General features: G+C 55.4%; 25 protein-coding genes. 5 read left to right on the top strand and 20 right to left on the bottom strand.

Annotated features, from left to right (window positions below; all coding sequences use genetic code 11):
* Positions 1 to 14 precede the first annotated feature (14 nt).
* Entirely contained in the window at positions 15 to 1,148 is a 1,134-nt protein-coding gene (locus BUC32_RS11160) for a hypothetical protein (RefSeq protein WP_073252588.1), read from the bottom strand.
* 2 nt (positions 1,149 to 1,150) lie between these two features.
* Positions 1,151 to 1,930 (bottom strand): SDR family oxidoreductase, encoded by a 780-nt coding sequence (locus tag BUC32_RS11155; RefSeq protein WP_073252653.1) that lies wholly within the window; start codon positions 1,928 to 1,930, stop codon positions 1,151 to 1,153.
* A 148-nt stretch (positions 1,931 to 2,078) separates the two neighbouring features.
* Here BUC32_RS11155 and BUC32_RS11150 point away from each other — a divergent pair, with 148 nt between their 5' ends.
* The 5 genes from BUC32_RS11150 (at position 2,079) to BUC32_RS11130 (ending at position 8,139) form a co-directional block, all read left to right on the top strand.
* Positions 2,079 to 3,101 carry a Hint domain-containing protein gene (locus BUC32_RS11150; protein WP_073252586.1) on the top strand — a complete coding sequence of 341 codons (1,023 nt, stop codon included), beginning with the start codon at positions 2,079 to 2,081 and terminating at the stop codon, positions 3,099 to 3,101.
* A 53-nt stretch (positions 3,102 to 3,154) separates the two neighbouring features.
* Positions 3,155 to 4,762 carry a peptide chain release factor 3 gene (locus tag BUC32_RS11145; RefSeq protein WP_073252584.1) on the top strand — a complete coding sequence of 536 codons (1,608 nt, stop codon included), beginning with the start codon at positions 3,155 to 3,157 and terminating at the stop codon, positions 4,760 to 4,762.
* Positions 4,763 to 4,793: 31 nt separating this feature from the next.
* Positions 4,794 to 5,570: a hypothetical protein gene (locus BUC32_RS11140; protein ID WP_139280699.1), complete on the top strand. Its 777-nt coding sequence runs from the start codon at positions 4,794 to 4,796 to the stop codon at positions 5,568 to 5,570.
* Positions 5,567 to 6,538: a glycosyltransferase family 2 protein gene (locus BUC32_RS11135; RefSeq protein ID WP_073252580.1), complete on the top strand. Its 972-nt coding sequence runs from the start codon at positions 5,567 to 5,569 to the stop codon at positions 6,536 to 6,538. Before BUC32_RS11140 ends, BUC32_RS11135 begins: the two co-directional genes overlap by 4 nt.
* 158 nt (positions 6,539 to 6,696) lie before the next feature.
* The gene (locus tag BUC32_RS11130) at positions 6,697 to 8,139 is read left to right on the top strand and encodes a DEAD/DEAH box helicase (protein ID WP_073252579.1); all 1,443 of its coding nucleotides are present in this window, start codon (positions 6,697 to 6,699) and stop codon (positions 8,137 to 8,139) included.
* 70 nt (positions 8,140 to 8,209) lie between these two features.
* Here BUC32_RS11130 and BUC32_RS11125 read toward each other — a convergent pair whose 3' ends face one another.
* From BUC32_RS11125 to BUC32_RS11040, 18 genes are all read right to left on the bottom strand, one after another.
* Positions 8,210 to 9,877 (bottom strand): ribonuclease J, encoded by a 1,668-nt coding sequence (locus tag BUC32_RS11125; RefSeq protein WP_073252577.1) that lies wholly within the window; start codon positions 9,875 to 9,877, stop codon positions 8,210 to 8,212.
* The gene (locus BUC32_RS11120) at positions 9,874 to 10,650 is read right to left on the bottom strand and encodes a type III pantothenate kinase (RefSeq protein WP_073252575.1); all 777 of its coding nucleotides are present in this window, start codon (positions 10,648 to 10,650) and stop codon (positions 9,874 to 9,876) included. The genes BUC32_RS11125 and BUC32_RS11120 overlap by 4 nt, the downstream gene beginning before the upstream one ends.
* A 21-nt stretch (positions 10,651 to 10,671) precedes the next feature.
* Positions 10,672 to 11,424 carry a biotin--[acetyl-CoA-carboxylase] ligase gene (locus tag BUC32_RS11115; protein ID WP_175556925.1) on the bottom strand — a complete coding sequence of 251 codons (753 nt, stop codon included), beginning with the start codon at positions 11,422 to 11,424 and terminating at the stop codon, positions 10,672 to 10,674.
* A 107-nt stretch (positions 11,425 to 11,531) separates the two neighbouring features.
* Entirely contained in the window at positions 11,532 to 12,971 is a 1,440-nt protein-coding gene (nuoN, locus tag BUC32_RS11110) for an NADH-quinone oxidoreductase subunit NuoN (RefSeq protein WP_073252572.1), read from the bottom strand.
* 15 nt (positions 12,972 to 12,986) lie between these two features.
* Positions 12,987 to 14,534, bottom strand: a complete 1,548-nt coding sequence (locus tag BUC32_RS11105; RefSeq protein ID WP_245815168.1) for an NADH-quinone oxidoreductase subunit M — start codon at positions 14,532 to 14,534, stop codon at positions 12,987 to 12,989.
* Positions 14,534 to 16,675 carry an NADH-quinone oxidoreductase subunit L gene (gene nuoL, locus BUC32_RS11100; protein ID WP_073252568.1) on the bottom strand — a complete coding sequence of 714 codons (2,142 nt, stop codon included), beginning with the start codon at positions 16,673 to 16,675 and terminating at the stop codon, positions 14,534 to 14,536. The genes BUC32_RS11105 and nuoL overlap by 1 nt, the downstream gene beginning before the upstream one ends.
* 5 nt (positions 16,676 to 16,680) lie before the next feature.
* Positions 16,681 to 16,986, bottom strand: coding sequence for an NADH-quinone oxidoreductase subunit NuoK (gene nuoK / locus BUC32_RS11095; protein WP_073252565.1), 306 nt, complete (start codon positions 16,984 to 16,986; stop codon positions 16,681 to 16,683).
* 38 nt (positions 16,987 to 17,024) lie between these two features.
* Entirely contained in the window at positions 17,025 to 17,630 is a 606-nt protein-coding gene (locus tag BUC32_RS11090; protein ID WP_073252564.1) for an NADH-quinone oxidoreductase subunit J, read from the bottom strand.
* Positions 17,627 to 18,034, bottom strand: coding sequence for a carboxymuconolactone decarboxylase family protein (locus tag BUC32_RS11085; RefSeq protein WP_073252562.1), 408 nt, complete (start codon positions 18,032 to 18,034; stop codon positions 17,627 to 17,629). Before BUC32_RS11085 ends, BUC32_RS11090 begins: the two co-directional genes overlap by 4 nt.
* Positions 18,031 to 18,525: an NADH-quinone oxidoreductase subunit NuoI gene (gene nuoI / locus BUC32_RS11080; RefSeq protein WP_073252560.1), complete on the bottom strand. Its 495-nt coding sequence runs from the start codon at positions 18,523 to 18,525 to the stop codon at positions 18,031 to 18,033. The genes BUC32_RS11085 and nuoI overlap by 4 nt, the downstream gene beginning before the upstream one ends.
* Before the next feature lie 3 nt (positions 18,526 to 18,528).
* Positions 18,529 to 19,569, bottom strand: a complete 1,041-nt coding sequence (gene nuoH, locus BUC32_RS11075; protein WP_073252558.1) for an NADH-quinone oxidoreductase subunit NuoH — start codon at positions 19,567 to 19,569, stop codon at positions 18,529 to 18,531.
* Positions 19,570 to 19,575: 6 nt separating this feature from the next.
* Positions 19,576 to 20,004 carry a hypothetical protein gene (locus BUC32_RS11070; RefSeq protein WP_073252556.1) on the bottom strand — a complete coding sequence of 143 codons (429 nt, stop codon included), beginning with the start codon at positions 20,002 to 20,004 and terminating at the stop codon, positions 19,576 to 19,578.
* A gap of 3 nt (positions 20,005 to 20,007) precedes the next feature.
* Positions 20,008 to 22,020 carry an NADH-quinone oxidoreductase subunit NuoG gene (gene nuoG / locus BUC32_RS11065; protein WP_073252554.1) on the bottom strand — a complete coding sequence of 671 codons (2,013 nt, stop codon included), beginning with the start codon at positions 22,018 to 22,020 and terminating at the stop codon, positions 20,008 to 20,010.
* Positions 22,021 to 22,023: 3 nt separating this feature from the next.
* Positions 22,024 to 22,461, bottom strand: a complete 438-nt coding sequence (locus BUC32_RS11060) for a DUF5333 family protein (protein ID WP_073252552.1) — start codon at positions 22,459 to 22,461, stop codon at positions 22,024 to 22,026.
* Positions 22,461 to 22,862, bottom strand: coding sequence for a DUF5333 domain-containing protein (locus BUC32_RS11055; protein WP_073252550.1), 402 nt, complete (start codon positions 22,860 to 22,862; stop codon positions 22,461 to 22,463). Before BUC32_RS11055 ends, BUC32_RS11060 begins: the two co-directional genes overlap by 1 nt.
* An 89-nt stretch (positions 22,863 to 22,951) precedes the next feature.
* Entirely contained in the window at positions 22,952 to 23,356 is a 405-nt protein-coding gene (locus BUC32_RS11050) for a hypothetical protein (protein ID WP_083599310.1), read from the bottom strand.
* A gap of 6 nt (positions 23,357 to 23,362) precedes the next feature.
* Entirely contained in the window at positions 23,363 to 24,658 is a 1,296-nt protein-coding gene (nuoF, locus tag BUC32_RS11045; protein WP_073252548.1) for an NADH-quinone oxidoreductase subunit NuoF, read from the bottom strand.
* 5 nt (positions 24,659 to 24,663) lie between these two features.
* Entirely contained in the window at positions 24,664 to 24,891 is a 228-nt protein-coding gene (locus BUC32_RS11040) for a DUF5337 domain-containing protein (RefSeq protein WP_073252546.1), read from the bottom strand.
* Position 24,892 lies beyond the last annotated feature (1 nt).

Genomic DNA, 24,892 nt, shown 5'->3' with positions numbered 1-24,892 from the left:
GTGAGGGGCAGCCCCTAATCCTGCTTTTCATACACATCAAAAGTTACCTCACCCAAGGGGCGACCATTGACCTGAACCGCCAGACTGTGAGGCCCCGGGTGCAACCGGAAAGTAGTGGCGTCTCCCTTTAAGACATGTCTTTTTGTCAGATGCAGTGGAGTTTTCTTAGAAACAACCGTTTGCTTTAGTTTGAAGACCTTTTGACCTTCGCGCCCATTTGGGCGGTGAAACCGGATCAAATAGTCGACAATCACTGGCGTATCGGCGTCGGCCTCAAGGCTCACAGACACCTCCAATGCGTCCCCTATACCAACACGTTGATTTGCCAGAGACAAATCGCTCAACCTGACCGGTGCATCGGCATGAAATCCCAACAAGGCCAAAGCCCCCGCATGGCCCTGTTTTACAAGAGTACGCAAGGCATGACGGGTCATCCAGTCAAGCTCCTTCGTGCTTTGGTCGCCGTGCCCACGCCATAGCGCCAGCTGCGCCACAACCGTCTCTGCGTCAATTTTTGCGATATCATTCAAATGATTAGCAATCGACCGTGTCACATATCGGGTTTGGTCGCCGTGCAACTGGTCCAACAAAGGCAAGGCCCGCATCGGATCAAGTGTGATGGCTTTGGCCCATGGCAGCTTGGGGCGGGTACCTTCAGTCACCAGCCGACGGACATGGTAGTTGTCATCTCCGGCCCAGTCATGCAATCGCGCCAGCGTCTCTTCCGGCCACCGATTGAGAAACGGGCGGATATAAAACTCCATCGAAAATCGGCGGGTCGCCGCGTGGAGCAGATCAAAAGCCCTGTCGCGATGCCTTTCAAGCCCATGCCGGACTGCCAGAATCCCCGGCACGGCATGGATAAACCGACCAAAATCGTCATCCTTCAGTCTAGGATCCAATTGTCTGGGCATTGCGGCCTCAAGCTGATCCGCCATTTGCAAAAAATCTGCAGACAGTCGTTTTTCGATACAATCGGCGATCCATTCCAGCCGCTGCATCAGCTCACGGCCCTCAAGGCCCGCGACCACCTCATCATGAAAATCCTTGCCGTCAAAATCAGGTAAGGCGGCAGAATATTCTGCCGCCAAATCACTTAAACTATCAGGATTAAATAGCTGATCCTTAAGAGAAAACCCTTGCGCCATGATCAGATTGTAGCGTTCACATTGCCACCATCCAAAAGGATATTCTGCCCCACCATATAGCCCGCAAACTGCGAGCACATAAAGGCGCAGGTCGCCCCGAATTCCTGACGCGTTCCGTCCCGGCCTGCCGGTATAGTTGCCTGACGAGCCGCACGCGCTTCGTCAACAGAGGCACCGCTGTTTCCGGCCGCTCCAGCGTCTAACGCAGCAATCCGATCGGTTGAGTGACTGCCGGGAAGAAGGTTGTTGATGTTGACCCCAAACTGAGCCACTTGCCGCGAGGTCCCCGCCACATAGCCAGTCAGTCCAGCGCGCGCCGAATTGGACAAACCCAATACCGCAATTGGGGCTTTCACAGACTGCGATGTGATATTCACCACCCGTCCCCAACCTTTTTCAATCATGCCCGGTACCAGCGCAGACATCAGCGCAATCGGTGTCAGCATGTTGGCATTCAGTGCAGACAAAAAGTCCTCGCGTTCCCAATCGGTCCACATTCCCGGAGGAGGCCCACCAGCATTATTGACAAGAATATCAACGCCTTTTGCGGCCCTAAACACCTCGGCCTGGCCTTCTGGTGTCGTTACATCGGCGGCAACGGTCACCACATCAATCCCGAAACGGTCGCGCAGGTCCCGGGCCGACGCTTCCAGCGCCTCAGCACCGCGTGCATTCATCACAAGATTCACACCGGCCTCGGCCAATGCTTCGGCGCACCCCAGCCCCAATCCCTTGGACGATGCACAGACCAGTGCCCGCTTACCTTTGATCCCCAGATCCATTTGTTGCTCCCTTGAGTTTTGAATCATCCGCATCTAATGCACTTTTTTTACCTATAGCCAGTAAAATGCCGACCACACCGCATGAAACCGCCACATTCATAAGGCAATGAGATTGCAAAGAGCAGACAAAAAGTGAGATATTGACCGGATGTCAACGCCCCCCACACCTTCGGCAAACCCGTCCCAACGTCTCCCGGTTTATCGGGCTGAACAGCTGCGCGTGACGGACGGAGCCAATCTTGGGGATTGCCTGTCATATGCAGACGAACTTGTTCCGGATGACGTCTATGAGCTTCGGTATGGTGCCGAAGTACAAAGCCTTTTTTTTGAGGTTGGCGATGGCTCTCATTATCGCATCAGCGACGAAGGTGGGTTGGGCGTAGCCGGCGCCTCATTGGTCGCCGACAGTGTTTTGACCGTGATGCCGCCAACCGGAGAAACCGTTGAAATCCTTGTCCTTGTCGAAGTGGATTCCGAAGGTCATGTGGTTCAGATATATGCAGCTCCGCTCGCCCCGCTAAATGAAAAGACCCCCTATAGCCTGGTCGGTCTGGACAGACAGACCGCGCGTTTGAGGATGGCCCAAATGGCGTGTGTCAGCTTTACAAGGGGAACTCGAATAACGCTGGCGTCCGGAAAACAATGCCCTATTGAAGACTTAAAAACCGGCGACCGGGTGCTCACTCGTGACGACGGCGCACAAGAAGTGCGCTGGATCGGCAGCCTGACCATGCGCGCAGTCGGAGAGTTTGCTCCGATCTTGATCACCGCGGGCACTCTGAACAACACAGGCGATCTGATGGTCAGCCCGGACCACCGTCTGTTCATCTACCAACGCCGAGACCGTATTGGTGCCGGTCGGTCCGAATTGCTGGTGCGCGCCCGTCATCTTGTGAACGGTGACACAGTAAAAAATGTCGAAGGTGGATTTGTCGATTATTTCCAACTTCTGTTCGACACGCATCAGATCATTTTCGCCGAAGGCATTTCCGCCGAGACAATGCAGGCCGATCAACGCACCCGGCCGGTTTTGCCCGCCGACATAAAACAAGCTTTACAACAGCCTGGTCCCGGTCAGATCTCGGATCGACATCAGGCCTTTGAAGTCAACGAGAAACTCCTTAGTCGCCCGGACGCCGCTGACCTTCTGCGGCGCGCGTCGACGAAGTAACACCTTACCAATCACACATTGCACCACAGGCCCCTCACAGCTATACGGCGCCCATGCTAGACGTGACTCCAAACCGCCCCAATCTGCCGGCTGAAATTGCCTGCCGCCGCACCTTTGCGATCATTTCGCACCCGGATGCGGGTAAGACAACTTTGACCGAAAAGTTTCTGCTTTATGGTGGCGCCATTCAGATGGCCGGACAGGTGCGCGCCAAAGGCGAAGCCCGCCGCACGCGGTCCGACTTTATGAAGATGGAGCAGGATCGCGGTATTTCGGTCTCGGCTTCGGCGATGTCGTTTGACTATGGCGAATTTCGCTACAACCTTGTGGACACGCCGGGCCACTCGGATTTTTCCGAAGACACCTACCGCACGCTGACTGCCGTGGATGCAGCCGTGATGGTCATCGACGGCGCCAAAGGGGTGGAAAGCCAGACCCAAAAACTGTTTGAGGTATGCCGCCTGCGCGATCTGCCGATCCTCACGTTTTGCAACAAAATGGACCGCGAAAGCCGCGAAACATTTGAAATCATAGACGAAATCCAGGAAAATCTTGCCATTGATGTTTCTCCGGCCAGTTGGCCCATTGGGGTCGGTCGTGAGTTTATCGGGTGCTATGATTTGCTGAACGACCGGCTGGAACTCATGGACCGCGCGGATCGGAACGTTGTTTCAGAGTCGATCAAAATCAACGGGCTTGATGATCCTTTGCTGACCGAGCACGTGCCCGCCCATCTTCTGGAGCAATTGCTGGAAGAGGTTGAAATGGTCCGCGAGCTTTTGCCGCCTCTGGACCCTCAAGCCGTGCTGGAGGGGCATATGACCCCGATCTGGTTTGGCTCTGCGATCAACTCCTTTGGTGTCAAAGAACTGATGGACGGGATTGGTGCCTATGGCCCCGAACCGCAGCCACAATCGGCCGAGCCGCGACAGATTTCACCTGACGAAAAAAAGGTTGCCGGTTTTGTTTTCAAAGTTCAGGCCAACATGGACCCAAAACACCGGGACCGCGTGGCTTTTGTGCGCATGGCGTCAGGGCATTTCAAACGCGGCATGAAACTAACCCATGTGCGCACCAAAAAACCCATGGCAATCTCTAACCCCGTTCTGTTTTTGGCATCAGACCGCGAACTGGCAGAAGAGGCGTGGGCGGGCGACATTATTGGCATTCCCAACCACGGCCAATTGCGCATCGGCGACACGCTGACCGAAGGCGAAGCGCTGCGCGTAACCGGCATCCCGTCGTTTGCACCGGAACTTTTGCAGGGCGTTCGCGCAGGCGATCCGTTAAAGTCCAAGCACCTCGAAAAGGCGCTGATGCAATTTGCCGAAGAGGGCGCTGCCAAGGTTTTCAAACCGATGATCGGGTCCGGCTTTATTGTCGGTGTGGTAGGACAACTTCAGTTCGAAGTGCTCGCCAGCCGCATTGAGATGGAATACGGGCTGCCAGTGCGGTTTGAACAAAGTCAGTTCACCAGCGCACGATGGGTGAATGGTTCCACACAGGCCATTGATAAATTTGCTGAATCTAACAAACAGCACATTTCGTATGATCATGACGGGGATGTTGTCTTTCTGACCCGCTTGCAGTGGGATATCGACCGCGTCGGGCGCGATTATCCGGACATCAAACTAACTGCGACCAAGGAAATGATGGTCTAATCCAAAGGGCGATTGCACGGGATTTGAAGCCGTGCAATCATACGATATGTCGAGCGACGAACATACATATGAGGCCGGGCTACAGGGACTACGGGAACGCTATAACTCTCGCAGAGAACCCTTTGTTTTTTATAAAGAAGGTCTCCCCTCTGTCGATGTGGATTTGGACGTTCTTGCGCGCAAAACCGTCCCTGAAACGGCCACATCCTGGCAAAAAGGCGAGCCCGTAAAGGGGTCGTCCTGGGCCACCAAGCGACGCGCGATTGCGGCAGAGTTTGTTGGCAATTCGCAGTTGGCCTACCTGAACGCAATGCTGATATCGAACCTGCGCAAAACCGGTGCTCCCGCGCAGGCAGCGCCATTGTTTTTGCGCTTGTGGGAAGAACAGCACGTGCATTTGATCGCAAAGCTGGATCTGCGCTGGCAGGTGTCCTCGATCATGACCTTCGCGGACCATGGCAAAAATGACGTGCAACGCCAGGTCGGACAAGCCCTGCGTATGCTGTTCGGCGTTATGAAGATGTACGAATTCGAACGTCGCTTCAGCGGCTTATCCCCCGAAGTTCCTTTCGATTTACAAGGTCGATCCAGAGCAAGTTTGCCAATGCAAATGGAACCCTTTGCCTTGCAGACTGGTGGATTGGATATCAACATACTGGCCCCTGTCTGGGATTTGGCGTTGACCGATCCGGGTATCGCGCCTTTGGCCAATAATCTGATGGAAGAATTGAATCGCGATCCGCGCACTGTATTTCGCCGCATCAAAACGATGCGACAACAGTACATCAAACAAAAGCGCGGCACATGACAACCTGGGGTGTTGTCGCAACGATCAAAGCCCGCCCAAAGGAAGTGCTGAGCTTTGTTGCCTACCATCTTGAGCAAGGCGCTGATCACCTGTTCATCTTTCTCGACAATGAAAACCCGGTTGCCGAAGCCGCCTTGCGCGCAGATGATCGCGTCACCGTGACCCGCACGCATGACCAGTATTGGCGCGATCGTCAAAGAAAACGCCCGGCCAAACATCAGGTGCGGCAAACCGTTAACGCCACTTTTGCCTATGAAAATGCCGGGCATTTGGACTGGCTGATTCATATTGATGTGGATGAGTATCTGTGTCCTGCCCGGACAATTCATCAAACCTTGTCCGAGATCGCATCAGACGTTGTTTGCGCCCGAGTTCACCCAGCCGAGGCCCTGGCCACCGATGGGATAGATGGGCTCGATCCAAAGGCCACCTATTGCAAGGCCTGGATGCCAGCAGACTTCAAAAGACGCGACCTCGAAGCGCAGATATATCCAAATTTCGGCGGCTATATCCGGGGCGGGTTCGTTAGCCATTTTGTGGGCAAGATTTTTGTCCGTACCGGACAGAAAGACCTGATTTTTCGCATCCACCGCGGCACCGTCCATGGTGACGAGATTGCCCCTCAGATCGCGCTGAAAGATATTGAACTTTGCCATCGTCACATCACCGGCTGGGAGTCGTGGAGAAAAGTGATGGATTACAGGATGAGCAAAGGCAGCTACCGATCTGAACTAAAACCGACCCGCCCTGCCGACGTGGGTGGCATGTCGCTGCATGATCTCTTTACTTTTCTACATACCCAAGGTGGCGAAGCATCACTGAGGGCATTTTTTGAAGAAGTCTGCTTGGCAAGGCCTGAATTGCTAAAAACGTTGCAATCCCATGACCTGCTTCGGGTTTATTATCTGGGTCTCGACGCTGCACGCCGGAAACATTTCCCAGATTGGCGCCGAAATGTTGCCAAATAAGCTACAAAACGCCCGTATTCCTGCAGTTTGATTGACCGCAAGCCGCCTTTCCGCTACATACCGCGCGTGGGTCATATATGTGGCAAACCACGGGACCATCAGGGTCCGACCCCCACCATACGCTACGGGCCAGATGTGTCCGTAAACCACGGATACACATGACAAAATTTTCCGACTTGAACCTTAACCCGAAGGTGCTGAAAGCGATCAGCGAAGCGGGCTATGAAACCCCCACTCCTATTCAGGCGGGTGCGATTCCCCCGGCGCTTGAAGGGCGCGATGTTTTAGGTATTGCCCAAACCGGCACCGGCAAAACAGCCAGCTTTACGCTTCCAATGCTGTCGCTGCTGGCTCGGGGGCGTGCCCGCGCGCGCATGCCGCGCAGCCTGGTTTTGTGCCCGACCCGCGAGTTGGCAGCCCAGGTGGCCGAAAACTTTGACACCTATTCCAAACATCTCAAACTAACCAAGGCTTTGTTGATCGGCGGTGTGTCTTTTAAAGAGCAAGACCGATTGATCGACAAGGGCGTCGATGTTCTGATCGCCACCCCCGGTCGCCTTCTGGACCATTTTGAGCGCGGTAAGCTGCTGCTGACCGGTGTTCAAGTGATGGTTGTCGATGAAGCTGACCGGATGCTGGATATGGGGTTCATTCCTGATATCGAACGCATTTTCTCGCTGACGCCGTTTACCCGCCAAACCTTTTTCTTCTCGGCCACCATGGCTCCCGAGATTGAGCGGATCACAAACACCTTCCTTTCGGCCCCGGCCCGCATCGAAGTGGCGCGTCAGGCAACCGCCTCCGAAACCATCGAACAACGTGTTTTGATGTTCAAAGCCAGCCGTCGTGACCGCGAAGCCAGTGAAAAGCGTCGTGCACTTCGGGACCTGATCGAAAGCGAAGGAACCGGCTGCACAAATGCGATCATCTTCTGCAACCGAAAAACGGATGTAGATATCTGTGCAAAATCGCTCAAGAAATATGGCTATGATGCATCGCCGATCCACGGCGATCTGGATCAGTCTCAGCGCACCAAAACGCTCGATTCATTTCGTAATGGCGAATTGCGTTTTCTGGTCGCCTCGGATGTTGCCGCACGTGGTCTTGATGTTCCGGCTGTGAGCCATGTGTTCAACTTTGACGTCCCCGGTCATGCCGAAGATTACGTCCACCGGATTGGCCGCACAGGCCGGGCAGGCCGTGATGGCAAGGCGATCACAATCTGTGTGCCGCGCGACGAAAAGAACTTTGATGCCATTGAAAAGCTGATCCAAAAAGAAATTCCACGTATTGAGACCGAGGCCAAACCGGAACCGCGCAAGTCTACGCGGAAAAAAACCACCGATAAGCCTGGGGAAGAAGCGCAAAAGCCGGTGGAAGCTGCCGTCGAAGAAAAACCGCGCGACGCACAGCCTCGTAAGGAAAAGCCCCGTCAGGACAAGCCGCGCAATGAACCGCGCAGTGATGAGTCCAAAGCCAAAAACACGCGTGGACGTGGCAGGGGCGGTTCGGACCGTGGCAACGACAATAAGGTTGTCGGCATGGGGGATCACCTGCCCAGCTTTATCGCGCTAAGCTTCGACGAACGCCGCGCCGGATAAATATCTGAAAACAAGCATAAAAAAGCGCGCCCTTTGAGGCGCGCTTTTTTGTTTCCAACGTATGGTATCGTTATCTCAGTCGGCTAATGATCATGGTCACTTCTGGCTTCTTGCCGATTTCATCATTACAGGTGTTGCGCGCTATCCGACGCAGTTCCATTTCCAATTTGTCATCGTCACCCAGCGTCTTTTCACTGGCACGTCCAAGGAATTGGCTTAGGTCTTCTTCCAATACGTCCACCAACGGAGCCTGAGATCGCCCTTGTTCCGGCAGACCTTTGACTTCACACCACGCCTCACCCAACGGTTCATCTTCTTCGTCGAGGATAACCGTCACCACCACATGGCCGTTCAAAGCCATACGAATGCGATCCCGCACAATGCCATCCATCGCGCCGATCTGCGTCGCCCCATCCAGATATGTGCGTCCGGTTTCGACAAAACCACAGACCATCGGGGCATCGCCAGTGATGTCCACCATGGTGCCATTCACGGCCACCACTGACCCGCGACCCCGCTCAAGCGTTAGCCGCGCGTGTTCACGCAAATGGCGGTGTTCACCGTGGTTCGGAATGACCATCTGTGGGTTTACAATGTCTTGAAGGCGCTCAAGATCGGGGCGATTGGCATGCCCTGACACATGATATCGCCCGGATTCATCGTCCACGATATCAACACCCATCTCGGAAAACTGGTTCATGATGCGGATCACGCCACGTTCATTCCCCGGAATTGTTTTGGACGAGAACAGGAACAGATCTCCCTCTTTCAATTGAATGCCGTTGTATTTGCCGCGGGCGAGTTGCGCACTGGCCGCCCGGCGTTCGCCTTGCGAGCCCGTGACCAACAGCATCAGGTTTTCACGCGGAATGGTGCGGGCGTCCTCGGGGCTGACCACTTTGGGAAAACTGGTCAACACGCCAGTTTGGATCGACGCCTCTATCATACGACGCATCGCACGCCCCATCAGGCAAATCGACCGCCCTGCCCGCTCACCGGCTTCGGCCAGCGTTTTCACGCGCGCAACATTCGACGCAAAAGTTGTCGCCACCACCATATTCGGCGCATTGGTGACCAGATCGACGATCTCGGGGCCAACACTGGCCTCTGAACGGCCGGGGGTCCGCGAAAACACATTCGTGCTGTCACAGATCAACGCCTTCACACCGTCCTTACAGACATCCGCCCACAGGTCCGGGTCAAACGGCTCACCCACGACAGGTGTCTCATCCAGCTTGAAATCGCCCGAATGAATCACACGCCCCGCCGGCGTATCAATCACAAGTGCCGCACTTTCCGGGATCGAATGGCTGATCGGCAGGAAGCCCACCGAAAACGGTCCAGCTCTGGTCATCTGGGGCCATGGTGAGACGATTTTGATCTCTTCTTCTGGCTGGCCGCGGTCAGCCATCTTGTGGCGTGCAAGATTGGCGGTAAAGGCCCGCGCATAAACCGGCACACCCAGCTTGTCCCAATAATGGCCCACGGCCCCAACATGGTCCTCGTGACCATGGGTGATGAAAACGGCCTCAAGCCGGTCTTTGTTCTCAGCCAGCCATGTGATGTCAGGAAAAATTAGATCAACACCGGGGCTGGTGTCCATATCGGAAAACGTCACCCCCAAATCCACAAGGATCAGGCGTTCTTTGTCCTGCGCTCCATAGCCATATACATAGGCGTTCATGCCTATTTCGCCTGCGCCACCCAGGGGCAGGTAAATCATTCGGTCACTGCTCACGCGGCGTGTTCCTTATTATAATCATGAATCACGGTCAGACCGTGCATTGTCAGGTCTTCGTCGAAACTGTCGAACAGTTCTACGGATTGCTGGAACAAAGGCGCCAGCCCGCCTGTCGCAATAATCTTCATCGGGCGTTCGCGCTCGGCTTTGATCCGGTCACATATCTCGCGCACAAGGCCCACGTACCCCCAGAATATCCCGGATTGGATACAAGCCACCGTATTGGTGCCAATCACCGCCTGTGGTTTGGCAATATCAACATGCGGCAAGGCCGCGGCCGCGTTGTGCAACGCCTCGAGACTAAGGTTCACACCCGGCGCAATCACGCCGCCGATATAGGCCCCATCTTTGGCCACCACGTCAAAGGTCGTCGCTGTGCCAAAATCCACCACGATCAGATCGCCACCATAGCGGTTATAGGCTCCTGCAGAATTGACCAACCGGTCCGGGCCCACAATCGTGCCCGCATCCACCCGGGCCTCGGTTGGCAACAGGCATTCCGGTTTGCCCACCACCAGAGGGCGACAATCAAAGAAACGATCGGCAAAGACCCGCAGGTTGAACACAACGCGCGGCACAGTGGACGAGATGATCACCTCGGTGATATCGGTCTCGATCCCATAGTGCTTAATCAGTGTGGAATACCAGGTGAAATAGGCGTCTGCCGTCCTTGCGTGGTGTGTCGACGTGCGCAGCGTGCACAGGAAAGTTTCACCGTCCCAGATAGAAAAGACCGTGTTGGTATTACCGCAATCAATGGCCAGAAGCATATCCCGTTCCCTCCGGGGCTCTTAGAAAAACACATCCGCCGCCGGAATGGCGACATATCCTTGCGGGGTTTTCAACACCAGATTGCCGCTGGTGTCCACCGTTTCAAAGGTGCCAACAGTTTCGTCACGCGACGTTCGTGCTGTAATCACCTCTCCCAAACGTGCGGCCCGTGCCAGCCAGGCCTCTCGGATTGGCGCAAACCCATACGTCGAAAACTGCGTCTCATAACGGTCGTAGGACAGCGCCAATGCATTCAAAAATTCCTCGGGCGTAACGGCCGCCCCGGTTTCAGACAACAAGGCCACAGGATGTGTGGCACCTGCCTCTACATTTTCAGGTTCTGGCGCTGACACCAGATTGACACCTATCCCAATCGAAAGGTGGCTCATGCCCCCGCCCACCGCTCCGGCGCTTTCCAACAGAATGCCTGCCACCTTGCCCCCGTTCAGCAACACATCATTCGGCCACTTGAGCGCGAAGGCGTCAGGTCGCCCGCTGACCGCGACAAAAGCATCATAGAGCGCTAGGGACGCCACAAAAGATCGTAAGGCAATCTGATCAGGTGTCTCAACCGGACGCATCACCAAAGTTGCCGCAAAATTGCCCGCAGGATCATTCCATGGCCGCCCACGCCGACCGCGACCTTTGGTTTGGCGCAATCCCAGTATCCACTCCGGCCCGGTCAGTGACGCTGCAATACGTGCCGCCTCTGCATTGGTGCTGTCCACCTCCGCCAAAACCCGTTTTCCATATCCCGATGGCCAATCCTGCAAACGCCCATCCTTCATCTTGCCAAAAATACTCTCGCCGAAGGCACCGCCAAAAACAGCAACGCGCCCTATTAGGGCGCGTCACATTTCAAAACGGGTGGCTCAAAGATCTACTGAACCAGCGTTGCTGCCGCAGCCTGCGCGATCCCTTCGATCCCAAAGAGGTTCACAACCCCCAGAACCATGATCGCAGCCGAGCCCATCAACATCGCCCAAAGAACAGGCGAGCCACCTTTGTCCAGCTCTTCGCCTTCTTCGCCAAAGTACATGTAGTACACAATGCGCAGATAGTAGAAACAGCCAATCACCGATGCGATCACACCCAAGACCGCAAGCCATCCAAGACCCGCGTCATAAGCGGCACGCAACACATAGAACTTACCGAAGAACCCAACCAGCGGCGGCACACCTGCCAGCGAGAACAACAGAACCAGCATGGCAATCGCCTTGCCGGAATGGGTTTTGGAGTACATGTTCAACGCGCGAATATCCGTCACTGGCTGACCGTCTTTTTCCATGCTGAGAATAAAGGCAAAGGTGCCAACATTCATCGTTACATAGATCGCAAGATAGATCAGTAGCGCCTGCACACCAAAGGCTGTGCCAGCGGCAAGCCCCATCAACGCATACCCCATGTGGGCAATCGACGAATACGCCATCAGACGTTTGATGTTTGTCTGACCAATCGCCGCGATCGAGCCCAAGAACATCGACAGAACCGAAAGCAGCGCAATGATCTGCTGCCAGTCTGCCACAACACCGCCGAAGGCATCATGCAGAACACGGGCGAACAAGCCCATCGCCGCCACTTTGGGGGCTGTGGCAAAGAACGCTGTGATCGGTGTCGGCGCGCCTTCATAGACGTCCGGCGTCCACATGTGGAACGGAACCGCAGAGACCTTGAACGCCAGACCAGACACGACAAGCGTCAGACCCAACAAAAGCCCCAACTCAACATGACCGTGGCCAGCCGCCTTGATAATTCCTGCAAATCCCGTGGTTCCCGCATAGCCATAAACCAGCGACGAGCCGAACAGCAGCAGACCGGACGACAAAGCGCCCAGAACGAAGTACTTCAGACCCGCTTCGGACGATTTCAGGCTATCGCGGCGCATTGAGGCCACCACATAAAGCGAAAGCGACTGCAGCTCGAGGCCCATATAAAGCGCCATCAGGTCGCCAGCGGAGACCATCACCATCATGCCGACAACCGCCAGCGTCACAAGGATCGGATACTCAAACCGCAGCATGTTACGGCGGCTCATGTAATCCTGCCCCATCACGAGAACGGCAGCCGCAGATAGCAGCATGGTCACCTTGGCAAAGCGCGCGAACCCGTCGTCGTTGAACATGCCGTCAAAGGCGACGTTCTCGCCCTCACCGGTCAGCCCAATCCACGCCGCGATCAACACAAACAGACCTGCGGTCAGCAATGTCAGCATCGGCGCGATTTTGTCCTTGCCCGTATACACCGCCGCCAAAAGAGCGATCATCGCATAGAGCGCCAGAAGGATTTCCGGCAGGATAATATTCAGATCAGCCTGGATCATTTTCTCAAGCTCTCCTTAGTGCGATGCGGCTTCGGCGCCCGAAGTCGGGAGATGCGCCAGAGCGGTTTCATAGTTTTCGATCAGTGCCTCAACCGATGGCCCGATGATATCGGTGATCAGCGGCGGGTAGACACCCAACAACAGGGTCATGGCCACCAGCGGCGCAAAGATCCACTTTTCGCGGGATGTCATGTCGGTGATCGCCTTGAGGCTCTCTTTGATGAGATCGCCAAAGACTACCCGACGATAAAGCCACAAAGCATAGCTTGCCGACAGGATCACACCAGAGGCTGCAAACAGCGCCACCCAGGTGTTGGCCTGGAAGATACCCAGGATAATCAGGAATTCGCCAACAAATCCGGAGGTGCCCGGAAGCCCGACATTGGCCATGGTGAAGAACATAAAGATCAACGCATAGGCCGGCATCCGGTTCACCAGACCACCATAGGCGTCGATGTCACGTGTGTGCATGCGATCGTAAATCACACCCACACAAAGGAAGAGCGCGCCCGAGATAAAGCCGTGGCTGAGCATCTGAAAGATCGCCCCATCAAGGCCCTGTTGGTTGGCCGCAAAGATACCCATCGTGACGTAACCCATATGGGCCACCGATGAATAAGCAATCAGCTTTTTCATGTCTTCCTGAACCAATGCCACAAGCGAGGTGTAGACAATCGCGATGGCCGACATCCACAAGACCAGATCGGTCATCACAGCAGATCCAACCGGGAACATTGGCAAGCTAAAGCGCAAGAAACCATAGCCGCCCATTTTCAACAGGATCGCAGCCAGAACAACCGAACCGGCTGTTGGCGCCTGAACGTGTGCATCCGGCAACCAGGTGTGCACCGGCCACATTGGCATTTTCACTGCAAAGCTGGCGAAGAAGGCCAGGAACATCAGCGTCTGCATGCCACCCACAACCTGAATACCCAAGAGCGAGAACGCCTCAGAGCCAAACTCGTGGTTCATCAGCGTTGGAATGTCGGTCGTGCCCGCATCAGCAAACATCGCCACCATAGCCACCAGCATCAAAACCGAACCAAGAAAGGTGTACAGGAAGAACTTGAAGCTGGCATAAATGCGATTGGCGCCACCCCAAATCCCAATGATCAGGAACATCGGGATCAGGCAGGCCTCGAAGAACAGGTAGAACAGAACCAGATCCAGCGCCATGAACACGCCGAGCATCAGCGTTTCCAGCAACAGGAAGGCAATCATGTATTCTTTGACACGATGCGACACATTCCAGGAGGCCCCAATCACCAGCGGCATCATAAAGGTGGTCAGCATCACAAACAGAACCGAAATTCCGTCGACGCCCAGTTTATAGTGAAGACCCATCAGCCATTCACGTTCCTCGACGAACTGGAACCCTGTGTTTGACGGGTCAAATTCGAACAGGATCGCCAATGACACCAGAAAGGTGATGACGGTCGCAACCATCGCAACCCATTTGGCATTACGCTGAGCCGCTGCCTCTTCCCCGCGCAGGAAGATCGCAAGGATCGCCGCCGCAAGTGCAGGGATAAAGGTGACTAGGGAGAGCAAGCTGTCGTTCATTAGTGCGCTCCTCCGCTGAGCGTCATCCATGTGATCAGGACCACAAGGCCAATCACCATGGCAAAGGCATAGGTAAAGATGTAACCGGACTGTGCGCGACCTGCGAGGCGTGTGAACCAGGGCACGATGCCCATGGCGACGCCATTCAGGAAGCCGTCAATCACATTGCCGTCGCCCTTTTTCCACAAGAAGCGGCCAAGAGCTTTGGCAGGACGCACGAACAGGTAATCGTAGATTTCGTCAAAGTACCATTTGTTCAGCAGGAACAGGTACAGTGGGCGTTGGTTCTCGGCCAGCCACTTGGGCATGGCAGGGTTCCAGATGTAGAACCACATGGCGGTGATGAAACCAATAACCATGGCAATGAACGGCGAAACCTTGACCCATTTCGGAGCGTGGTGTGCGTCGTCCATCACGTGGTTATCCGGGCCCATAAAGATCGCGCCCTGTGGGGCTTGTCCGTGGTGGGCCGCCATAACCGGCGCGTGCGCTGGATCATCGTGATTGGTCGCATGCTCATCGGTCGCGTGCGCGTCCTCTTCGCTGTGACCGGTATCTGCAGCAGCGTGATCGTCGGTTGCTTCACCGTGATTACCCTCGGCCGCAGCGTGCGATGGAATGCCGTAGAATTTGTTGACCTGATCGTGGTCACCAAAGAACGAGCCATACCACAGCATGCCTGAGAAGATTGCGCCCAGTGCCAGAACTCCCAGCGGGATCAGCATGGTCATCGGGCTCTCATGAGCATGGTCATGCGCATGTTTGTCACCACGCGGCGTGCCATAGAAAGTCAGGAAGATCAGGCGCCACGAGTAGAACGATGTGAACAGCGCCGCGATCACCAGCATCCAGAAGGCATAGCCACCGCTTGTGCCTGCAAAGGCGCTCTCGATGATCGCGTCTTTCGACAGGAAGCCTGCGAAACCAATCGTGGTCAGCGGGATACCGACACCGGTGATGGCCAGCGTGCCAATCATCATCGCGCCGAATGTATAAGGGATTTTCTTACGCAAACCGCCATAATTGCGCATGTCTTGCTCGTGATGCATCGCGTGGATCACCGAGCCCGCACCAAGAAACAACATCGCTTTGAAGAAGGCGTGTGTGAACAGGTGGAACATCGCGGCGGAGTAGACGCCAACACCTGCTGCCACAAACATGTACCCCAGCTGAGACATTGTTGAGTAGGCAATCACGCGTTTGATGTCGTTCTGTACCAGACCAATGGTGGCCGCGACAAATGCCGTGGTGGCCCCAAGGAAGGTGATAAAGGCAGTCGCCTCAGGCGCGTATTCCATCAGCGGCGACATGCGGCAGACAAGGAACACACCCGCCGTCACCATGGTCGCAGCGTGGATCAGGGCAGACACAGGTGTTGGGCCTTCCATCGCGTCTGGCAACCAGGTGTGCAGGAACAATTGTGCCGATTTACCCATGGCACCAACGAACAGCAGGAAGGCCAAAAGGTTGGCGGCATTCCAGTCGGTCCACAAGAAGCGAATGTCCGTTTCAGCCAGCGCAGGCGCGGCTGCAAAAATGTCGTTGAAGTTGATGCTTTCGGTCATAAAGAACAGACCAGCGATCCCGAGGGCGAAGCCAAAGTCGCCGACCCGGTTGACCACAAAGGCCTTGATTGCAGCGGCGTTGGCCGACGGTTTGCGATAGTAAAAACCGATCAACAGATACGAGGCAACGCCCACACCTTCCCAGCCAAAGAACATCTGCACAAGGTTGTCAGCAGTGACCAGCATCAGCATGGCAAAGGTAAAGAACGACAGATAGGCAAAGAAGCGGGCCTTGTAATGCTCGCCATCTTTCCAGTTTTCGTCATGCGCCATGTAGCCAAAGCTATAAAGGTGCACCAGCGCCGAAACCGTGGTCACAACGATCAGCATGATCGCGGTCAGACGGTCAAGTCGGATCGACCAGGCCGTGTCCAGTGTGCCCGACTGGATAAAGTCGAGAACATGAATGATGTGGGTTTGACCGTCGTGGCCAAGGAAAACGACCCACGACAGCAGACAGGCCAGGAACAGCAGCCCGGTGGTGACGTATTGCGCGCCCTTCTCACCGATAAACCGCCAACCAAAGCCGCCAATCAGGCTACCGATCAGTGGAGCGAACAGGATGATCTTTTCCATCTGTCTTAGCCTTTCATCACATTGACATCTTCCACCGAGATCGTGCCCCGGTTGCGGAAGAAGGAGACGAGGATCGCGAGGCCAATCGAGGCCTCAGCAGCCGCCACGGTCATCACGAACAGTGCGAATACCTGCCCAGTCAGATCGCCCGAATAACTCGAAAACGCGACCAGGTTGATGTTGACAGAGAGCAGCATCAATTCGATCGACATCAAGAGGATGATGACGTTCTTCCGGTTCAGGAAGAGGCCAAAGATACCAATGACAAACAGCACAGCCGCCACGGTAAGATAATGTTCAAGTCCGATCATTTTGTCCCTCGGTCCTTATTCTTCCAACAGCGAGCCTTTTACAGACCCTGCCCCGGTTTTACGTCTTTCAATTCCATCGCATCTTTTGGGTCGCGCCACATCTGCTCAAGCACGTTTTGGCGCTTGATGTCTTTGCGGTGGCGCAAGGTCAGAACGATGGCGCCAATCATGGCGACCAGCAGGATCAGACCAGCCAGTTGGAACAGAAGGAAATATTGGTCATAGATGATGAGCCCCAAGGCGGCGGTGTTTTCCACACCCTCCGGCGCCACAGCGGCACGTTGCGCCTCAGCCACTTCGGACACCTGCCAGTTGCCCACGGCCATGCCGAACTGCATCAACAGGATCACACCGATCAGCAGCGCCAGCGGCATATACTGCGCCATGCCTGCCTTAAGTTCGGCAAAGTCCACATCCAGCATCATCACCACGAACAGGAACAGCACAGCGACGGCGCCCACGTAGACGATGATAAGAAGCATCGCGACAAATTCAGCGCCCAAAAGCACAAACAGCCCTGCCGAAGACAGGAAGGCCAGAATGAGCCAAAGCACCGAATGCACCGGGTTGCGGCTGATCACTGTGAACAGCCCGCCGATCACGGCGCAAAGCGCGAACAGGTAAAAGGTCAGAGCAACAATCATGTGTCACTATCCTCGTTTTCGGCCATGACACCTTGGGCAATTTCCATTGCACGGGTCGTGGCGGGTATGCCGGCGAACATCGACATTTGTCCGATGGTCTCGACGATTTCTTGTTTCTTTGCACCAGCCTCAAGCAGGTGGCGCACGGTCATACGGATTTGGGCGTCGCCTTGCGCACCCAGAACGGTCAGTGCAGCCAGCGTCAACAACAGGCGGGTCTTGGCGTCCAGCCCATCCTTGTTCACGGTGTTGCCAAAGAACATTTCCATCACGTCTTTGGGCATGGTCGGCCACAGGGCCTCAAACCCTTTCGGGGTAAACGACTCCAGCGCAGGGTTCATCGCCTTGGCCATGTCCTGATACTGCGCGATCATCGCTTCAAATGGGTTTGAGTTGTCGGTCATCGGTACGGTGCGTCCAGTTCCAGATTGCGGGCAATTTCGGCTTCCCAGCGTTCACCGTTATCCAAGAGCTTGGCTTTGTCGTAAAACAGCTCTTCGCGGGTTTCAGTGGAAAACTCGAAATTCGGACCTTCGACAATCGCATCCACCGGGCAGGCTTCCTGGCAGAAACCACAGTAGATGCATTTGGTCATGTCGATGTCGTAACGCGTTGTGCGGCGGCTGCCATCTTCGCGGGGTTCCGCGTCAATGGTGATCGCCTGTGCCGGACAGATCGCTTCGCAAAGTTTACAGGCAATGCAACGCTCTTCTCCGTTGGGATAGCGACGCAGCGCGTGTTCCCCGCGAAAACGTGGGCTCAGCGGGCCTTTTTCATGCGGATAGTTGATCGTGACTTTGGGTTTGAAGAAATACTTCATGCCCAACCGGAATCCGGCAATCACGTCCGTCATCAGGAAATAGCCAGCGGCGCGTTTATAGTCGATATTCGCCATCTATCAGCCTCCAATCGCCCAGCGGGCATAAGCCCCGCCGAAAAGCTCGAATTTTGCAAGGAACGACACCAACACAACCCAGATCAGCGACATCGGCAGGAACACTTTCCAACCCACACGCATCAGTTGGTCATAGCGGTAACGCGGAGTAATCGCCTTGACCATCGCGAAGACAAAGAACGCGACCAGCATCTTGGCAATCATCCACAGGATGCCATCCGGCAGACCCGGAATTGGCGATAGCCAACCACCAAAGAACAACAGCGATACCAAGGCACACATCAGAACCACGGCCACCAGTTCCCCGATCATGAACAGCAGGAACGGTGTGGACGAATATTCCACCTGATAACCCGCCACCAGTTCGGATTCTGCTTCAGGAAGGTCAAACGGAGGCCGGTTGGTTTCGGCCAGCGCCGAGATGAAGAACAGGATCAGCATTGGGAAGTGCGGGATGAAGTACCAGTTCAACAGCCCCAGATTTCCGTCCTGAGCAGCCACGATGGCCCCAAAGTTCATCGACCCGGTCGAAATGATGATGCCGATAATGATCAGACCCAGGCTAACTTCATAAGAGATCATCTGCGCGGCAGAACGAAGTGAGCCGAGGAACGGGTATTTGGAGTTTGACGCCCACCCCCCCATGATCACGCCGTAAACCTCAAGCGAAGACACCGCCATGACATATAGGATCGCGACATTGATGTCGGCCAGAACCCAGCCATCGTTGAACGGGATCACCGCCCAGGCAATCAACGCCATCACCAGTGAAATCATCGGCGCCAGCAGGAACACGACCTTGTCGGCGCCCGCAGGGTAAACCACTTCTTTCACGATGTATTTCAGGAAATCCGCGAAACTTTGCAGCAGGCCAAAGGTGCCCACAACGTTCGGGCCTCGGCGCAGCTGAACAGCGGCCCAGATTTTGCGGTCCGCGTACATCAGGAAGGCCAAGGCCACCAGAAGCGGAACAACAACCAACAAGACCTGTCCTACGATCAGCAGGAAGATCCCCAAGTTTGTGGTGGTAAAGAATTCAATCATGGGTCCTCACACCGTAGGTATCCGGTTTTCTTTGCAATCCGAGACAATGACTTCTGCATCAATTGTCTTCAAACCGCCGGGCAGAGCAGACGAGATGGTATACGCAGCATCCCCTCGCCAAATTCCCCCGTCATAATTCACATTGGTGCGCACATGGCGCGCAAATCCGAAACCCCGGATCAACGCGTATTGCGCAGCGGCACATTCCGCATACCGGGCGACACCATCTGGCGCCTCCGGATCGTCTTTTTCTCCGCCCATGGCAACCTGGAAGCTGACCAGATCATCCGCAAGCAGTCGGGTTTCCACGCCAAGATACGTGGGCTCTGCCTGTGTGCCCGCACAGTTCACACCATCCTCACAGGTCGGCGCGCAGGCCGATACACTCAGCGCAAGCGCCGAAAGGATTGGGGATATGAGAGCATTCAGGTGCATCAGTTATTCAGCCGCAATCTTGGTTTCGGCGCGGGCCTTGGCATTGGCCGAAAGTTCGGCCATCAGCTCGCTGGCGCGGGCAATTGGGTTTGTCAGATAAAAATCATCGACAGCTGCAAAGAATTTCCCGGCACTCAGGTTCTTCACAGGCAAGGGAGTCCATTCGTTCTCGACAACTTGATCGATCTTGGCCAAATGCGGGACCTCGGCCACCAACGCCTGGCGCAGCTGCGCCAGTGTGTCGTAAGCCAACGTCGCGTCCAGTTCAGCGCTCAATGCGCGCAGGATGGCCCAGTTTTCCTTGGCCTCGCCCGGCGCAAACCCGGCGCGCATCGCCAATTGTGGGCGGCCTTCCGTGTTGACGAACAGGCCGTTTTCCTCGGTGTAGGCCGCAGCCGGAAGGATCACATCCGCGCGGTGTGCGCCGCGATCTCCGTGGCTGCCCTGATAAATCACAAACGGACCTTCGGCGACTTCGACTTCATCCGCCCCAAGGTTGAACACAACCTCAGCGCCCTCAAGAGCGACGTCCAATCCGCCTTCGGTCACAGCACCGACATCCATCGCACCAACACGCGAAGCCGCCGTGTGCAGCACCATCATCTTGCCACCCAGTTTCTCGGTCAGTGCCATGCAAGCACCCAACACCGCGATACCGTCGCCTTCGTTGATGGCACCCTGCCCTACAATAACAACGGCATTGTCAGCCTTTTCCGCACCTTCAATCATGCCCTTGATCATCCGGCGACCGGGACCATGGTCGGTCGTTTCATACGTCAGATCGCCACTCTTGACGCCAACCGAATGAACTTCCGCGCCATTCAACCATGCTTTGCGGATACGCGCGTTCAGAACCGCGGCCTCATTACGAGGGTTGGTGCCAATCAGGTAAATAGCCTTGGCGTTATCAATGTCTTCAATCGCAGCAGTGCCCACATAAGCCGAGCGATTATCCGCCGGCAGAACTGCGCCGTTGGTGCGGCATTCCATGGTGCCTTCCAGACCGTCCACAATCTGCTTTAGCGCAAACACAGCTTCGACCGGGGCGAGATCGCCAACCAGACCAGCCACTTTCTTGCCCTTCATTGCTTCCGCAGCCACGCCAAGAGCTTCGCCCCATGTGGCAGGCTTCAGCTTGCCATCGACGCGTACATAAGGCGTGTCCAGACGTTGACGACGCAGGCCATCCCAGACAAAACGTGTTTTGTCCGAAACCCACTCTTCGTTCACACCATCATGGTTGCGCGGCAGGATACGTTTGACTTCGCGACCTTTGGTGTCGACCCGAATGTTCGACCCCAAACCGTCCATCACGTCGATGGTTTCGGTTTTGGTCAGCTCCCAAGGACGGGCCGAGAACGCATAAGGTTTGGACGTCAGCGCTCCGACCGGGCACAGGTCAATGATGTTGCCCTGCAGGTTGCTATCCAAAGTCTGGTTCAGATAGCTGGTGATTTCCGCATCTTCGCCACGACCGGTTTGCCCCATCTGGGTGATACCGGCGACCTCAGAGGTGAACCGCACACAGCGCGTACAGCTGATACAACGGGTCATGGTGGTCGACACAAGCGGGCCGAGGTTCAGATCATCCACAGCACGCTTAGGTTCGTTGAACCGCGAGTCCGAGATGCCATAGGCCATCGCCTGATCTTGCAGATCACATTCGCCACCCTGATCACAGATCGGGCAATCCAGCGGGTGGTTGATCAACATGAATTCCATCACGCCTTCGCGGGCCTTTTTGACCATCGGCGAATTGGTTTTCACCACCGGCGCCTGACCTTCGGGGCCGGGACGCAAATCGCGCACCTGCATCGCGCAGGAGGCGGCTGGCTTGGGCGGCCCGCCGACAACCTCAACCAGACACATCCGGCAGTTACCGGCAATTGACAGACGTTCATGGTAACAGAACCGCGGAATTTCCACGCCAGCCTGTTCACAGGCCTGGATCAGCGTCATCGCGCCGTCTACTTCCACTTCGGTTTCGTCAATAACGACTTTGCGCAGGTCAGACATTTGTTACTTCACCTTCATAAACGAACCAAGGAGCGTCTTCTTTTGGACTTCCTTGTTCAGTCTTTTACAGAGCTTCTCTGCATCGTTTTTATGCAGAGTCAGCCCTTGGCTGTTTGCATACTGTTCAGCGCCTTCTGGGCCTTTTCTTCGCTCTATCGCGTCTTTAAAGATTTTGTTGCGATCTTTTTCACCAATCCCTGCTTTATAGAGAGATTTGTCGAGCCGCGAGTAAGCTCTATTAATCGCAGATTTATCTTTGCGTAGTTCCGGGCAAGCAAACTGCAGCCAGTAGGCCGAAGAACTTGCATTAGCAAATTGGTCAATCTCTTTTTTCAACGAATCGACGCCAGCTGCGTGCCCCAAAGAAGTGCCTGCAAACCAAAAAGCGAGTACTGTGGCAAGCACCGCAAAAACTTGACGATATGAAACCAAGGCCACCACTACTTCGCCCTCAAAAGCGCGCCGATCGCGCTGTTCTTTGCAATTTCCGCACGGCCGACCGCACAGAAGGTTTCAGGTAGCCCATAGATCGCGCCGTGGGCCTTGAGATAAGCCTCGCCTTTTGCGCGCATCCGGGCCTTTTCGGCCTTGGACTCGACATATTCTTTGATTTCAGCGTCCGTATAGCCAAGCGCGTTGGCGCGTGAGCGCAACTTCCACGCCCGGCTCAGAGCTTTCAGCTTCCTGGGCGAGATGCTGTCGCATTTGTTGGAGATTTCAAAACCAACAGCGGCAGAAAACAAAACGTCTTCAATTTCAGCGACTTGACTCAACGGTGGCTTGGCCGCCGCGGCCCCTGCCAAAACAGACACACCCAGTACAACAGGCAACATAATACGCATATTTCCACTCCTCACGACGCGCGCACGGGGATCGCGCGCGGGTGCGTCATTAGAGGAGCATTCAGCCGCCGTTATGCAATAACACGCCGTCATATCTTGCAAATGCCCTCTAACCAGAGGTCACCGTCGATCAACGTCAAAGTATCATTTTCCTGGTCCGGACCAGCAATCCAGTGAATCTTGGAAGACCCGTATTGTTCGATGCAATAACGTGTCGCGCCGTAACCGCCTGCTTCTTTGGCGCCGTTCAGCGACTGGGTCGCCTTGCGCACTTCGATTTTGAAGTGGCTGCGGTCTTCCTTGTCAACTTTTTCGACTTTGGTTTTGAACTCGATCCCGTCAAAGGCGAATTCAGTCTTTTTGCCGGGGCGTTGAATTTTACCACAGCTGGCAGTGCCAAGAGCAAGGGACAACATAACGGCAACGCCAAACGAGCCACGCAAAATGCTGCGGCCTGTTCGCGGTGTCAGAATGTCTTGCTGCCCCAAATTCATGTTTTTCTACTCCGCCGCCATCGCGCCCATACGGCCGGTTTTTTGCGCTTTGATGCGATCTTCGATTTCATTGCGGAAGTTCTTGATCAGGCCCTGAATAGGCCAGGCTGCCGCATCCCCCAGCGCACAAATGGTGTGACCTTCGACTTGCTTGGTCACGCTGTGCAGCATGTCGATCTCTTCAAGTTCGGCCTCGCCGCGCACCAGACGATCCATCACACGCATCATCCAGCCTGTGCCTTCACGGCATGGCGTACACTGGCCACAGCTTTCGTGTTTGTAGAATTTGGACAAACGCCAGATCGCTTTGATCGGATCGACGCTTTTGTCCATGACGATCACAGCCGCAGTGCCCAAAGACGACCCCACATCACGCAGAGCGTCAAAATCCATCACCGCGTCGCGCATGTTTTCACCGCGCACACATGGTACGGACGACCCACCGGGGATCACAGCAAGCAGATTGTCCCAGCCACCGCGAATACCGCCGCAATGCTTTTCAATCAGCTCTTCGAACGAAATCGACATCGCCTCTTCGACAACACAGGGGTTGTTCACGTGGCCCGAGATGCCAAAAATTTTGGTGCCCGCGTTGTTGGGACGGCCAAACGATGAGAACCACTCAGGCCCCCGGCGCAGGATGGTCGGCACCACCGCAATCGATTCCACGTTGTTCACCGTGGTCGGGCAGCCATAAAGGCCCGCGCCCGCTGGGAACGGTGGCTTCATGCGTGGCATGCCTTTTTTGCCCTCGAGGCTTTCCAGCAATGCGGTTTCTTCACCGCAGATATAGGCCCCTGCCCCGTGGTGCAGAAACAGGTCGAAATCCCAACCGGAACCAGCGGCGTTTTTGCCAAGCATTCCGGCGTCATAGGCCTCATCAATGGCGTTTTGCAGCGCTTCGCGTTCACGAATGTATTCGCCGCGGATGTAGATGTAGCACGTGTGCGCATTCATTGCGAAAGACGCGATCAGGGCGCCTTCGATCAATGTATGCGGGTCATGACGCATGATCTCGCGGTCTTTACAGGTGCCGGGCTCGGATTCATCAGCGTTGATAACCAAAAACGCCGGGCGTCCGTCGCTTTCCTTGGGCATGAACGACCATTTCAGGCCGGTCGGGAAACCCGCACCACCACGACCACGCAGGCCAGAGGCCTTCATCTGGTCAATGATCCAGTTACGGCCGTTCTGGATGATCTTAGCCGTGCCATCCCAATGGCCGCGTGCCTGCGCGCCTTTCAGCGAGCGGTCGTGCATCCCATAGAGGTTGGTAAAGATACGGTCCTGATCTTTCAGCATCTTCGTTACCCTTGCATTCCCTGACGCGCGCGCCAGATCTGATAAATGTTCACGAGCGCCCAGACCAAAGCTGCGATAACAGCAAAGTCAAACAGCAGTGCATAGCGCCCCGGCAAGCCCAGAGACTTGCCAACAACCTGAGCCGCCATCCAGAGCAACATGCTACCGGCAATCACCACGGCGACCATGCGCCCTTTGCGTGCCATCTGCTGCTCTATCTGCTCACCCGTCATG

It is taken from the genome of Shimia gijangensis (assembly GCF_900142085.1).
GTDB classification, from domain to species: Bacteria; Pseudomonadota; Alphaproteobacteria; order Rhodobacterales; family Rhodobacteraceae; genus Shimia; species Shimia gijangensis.
The sequence above is the reverse complement of the archived record's forward strand: the minus strand, read 5'-3'. Positions and strand labels throughout refer to the sequence as shown.